Below are 1277 nucleotides of genomic sequence, written 5' to 3' on the forward strand. Positions count from 1 at the left end.
CCAGGAGGTGCCAATGGACCGCTTCGTGATGGATATGAAGAGAGATGTGAAAGTTACACCAGGCACCAAGCATACCGAAGAAAGGCCTAAAGTGCAAGTGATTCAAGCGGCGGAACCATTGGCCACGGCATATTTATGCGGAATCCACAGAGAGTTAGTCAGGCGGCTAAAAGCCGTTCTGACCCCGAACATTCACACTCTGTTTGACATGTCGGCGGAGGACTTTGATGCCATCATAGCGGCACATTTTCAACCGGGAGATGCTGTACTGGAGACAGATATCGCATCCTTCGATAAGAGCCAAGACGACTCCTTAGCGCTAACGGCGCTAATGCTTCTGGAAGACCTCGGGGTCGACCAAGAACTGCTGGACCTTATCGAAGCTGCGTTTGGTGAGATCACGAGTGTGCATCTACCTACCGGTACAAGATTTAAATTCGGTGCTATGATGAAGTCAGGAATGTTTCTTACACTCTTCATCAACACGCTGCTGAACATTGTCATAGCGTGCCGCGTCTTACGCGACAAATTATCGTCCTCGGCGTGCGCCGCCTTCATAGGTGATGACAACATAGTGCACGGCGTGAGGTCAGACCCGCTAATGGCAGAAAGGTGTGCGAGTTGGGTCAACATGGAAGTAAAGATCATCGATGCCACAATGTGTGAGAAACCACCGTACTTTTGTGGAGGATTCATCCTGTACGACAGTGTCGCCGGTACAGCGTGTAGGGTTGCAGACCCGTTAAAGAGGCTGTTCAAACTCGGGAAACCGCTCCCAGCGGACGACAACCAGGATGAAGACAGAAGAAGGGCACTAAAAGACGAAACAGTTAAGTGGTCCCGCATAGGATTGAGAGAAGAATTAGACGTGGCACTGAGCTCAAGATACCAAGTCAGTGGCGTCGGGAACATCACTAGAGCGATGTCCACGCTGTCTAAGAATTTGAAGTCTTTTAGGAAAATAAGAGGTCCCATTATACATCTGTACGGCGGTCCTAAATAGATGCAGGATTACACTACATCTAAAGACCACGTATTACAGACACCATGAATTACATCCCAACTCAAACCTTTTACGGACGCCGTTGGCGACCACGCCCGGCGTTCCGTCCATGGCGGGTGCCGATGCAGCCGGCCCCACCCATGATTCCAGAGCTGCAAACTCCGATCGTCCAGGCCCAACAGATGCAGCAGCTAATCAGTGCAGTTTCTGCCCTGACGACTAAGCAAAATGGCAAAGCACCGAAGAAGCCGAAGAAAAAGCCGCAAAAAGCGAA

At 50.6% G+C, this 1277-nt stretch carries 1 protein-coding gene; it reads left to right on the plus strand.

Translation table 11 applies throughout. The annotated features are described in order from the left end of the window. On the plus strand, positions 1-1003 hold a 1003-nt coding region (locus MFF01_RS22250), incomplete at its 5' end, for an RNA-dependent RNA polymerase family protein (protein ID WP_238228601.1). Positions 1004-1277: the final 274 nt, after the last annotated feature.

This window comes from Methylobacterium adhaesivum, assembly GCF_022179065.1.
Classification (GTDB): domain Bacteria; phylum Pseudomonadota; class Alphaproteobacteria; order Rhizobiales; family Beijerinckiaceae; genus Methylobacterium; species Methylobacterium adhaesivum.